Raw genomic sequence first — 1,166 nt, 5'->3', positions numbered from 1 at the left:
ATACTAAGCCTCGCTGAGCAGGACTCATGCGGGGTAGCGTCGGCATCTTGGTCGTGATTCATTCCTGGGTTTGGAGCCTGAGGAGGATGCGATGGCTGCTCCGGTGCCGCTGCGATCGGACTTCGATGCCGAGGCCTTGCGCGGTCTGGCCAAGGGTTCGCGTGATCCGGCGCAGACCCGCCGCCTGTTGGCGCTGTCGGTGATCGCCGCGGGTGGTCTGCGCTCGGAGGCGGCCCAGATCGGCGGGGTCGGGCTGCAAACGGTGCGCGACTGGGTCGTGGCCTTCAACGCCGATGGACCGGACGGGTTGATCGACGGCAAGGCCCCCGGGGCCCGTCCGCGCTTGAACGCCGACCAGCGCGATGTCCTCAAGGCGCTGGTCGAACAGGGACCGACGCCGGCCGTACACGGTGTCGTGCGGTGGCGGTTGTGCGATTTGGCCCAAATCCTGTCCGAGGATCACGGCGTGTCGGTCTCCGAGCAGACCTTGAGCCGAGTCTTGCGGGCCATGGGCTACCGCAAGCTCTCAGCCCGCCCGCGCCATCACGCCCAGGATCCGGGCGCCGCGGCTGTTTTTAAAAAGACTTCCCCGACCGTCTGGCGGACATCGCGCAGGCTGTCGGCGGCAAGCCGGTAGAAGTCTGGTTCTGTGACGAGGCCCGTGTCGGCCAGAAGAACACTCTGACCCGACGCTGGGCCAAGCGCGGAACGCGATCCTCGACCCCCAAGGATCAGCGCACGGCCTCGGCCTACATCTTCGGGGCGATCTGCCCGGCCCGGGGCGTCGGGGCAGGCTTGGTCATGCCCCGCTGCACCACGTCAGCGATGGCCCATCATCTCGAAGAGATTTCGGCGACCGTGGCTCCTGGCGCCCACGCCGTCCTCCTGCTCGATCAAGCCGGCTGGCACACCACCAGGAAGCTGCCGGTTCCCGACAACATCACCCTCTTGCCCCTGCCGGCGCGCTCACCCGAACTCAACCCGGTCGAGAACCTCTGGCAGTTCATGCGGGACAACTGGCTCGGAAACCGGATCTTCCAATCCTACGACGACATCCTCGATCACTGCTGCGACGCCTGGAACAAGATCATCGCCCAACCCTGGCGCCTCATGTCCATCGGACTGCGCCGATGGGCCCATGCGTTCTGATCAGTGAGGCTTGGTAT

The 1,166-nt window shown here is 66.0% G+C and carries 1 protein-coding gene; it reads left to right on the top strand.

Going from position 1 to position 1,166, the window contains the following annotated elements; genetic code table 11:
- Positions 1–91: 91 nt before the first annotated feature.
- Positions 92–1,149, top strand: a protein-coding gene (locus tag CRT23_RS27580) for an IS630 family transposase (protein ID WP_103712639.1) whose coding sequence is annotated in 2 segments (ribosomal slippage) — positions 92–584 and positions 584–1,149 — 1,059 coding nt in all. Because the reading frame shifts where the segments join, the coding sequence is not laid out codon by codon here.
- The last annotated feature ends 17 nt before the right edge of the window (positions 1,150–1,166 follow it).

The sequence above is a fragment of the Methylobacterium sp. V23 genome (assembly GCF_002917135.1).
GTDB lineage: Bacteria > Pseudomonadota > Alphaproteobacteria > Rhizobiales > Beijerinckiaceae > Methylobacterium.
This window is presented reverse-complemented; position numbering and strand designations above follow the sequence as displayed.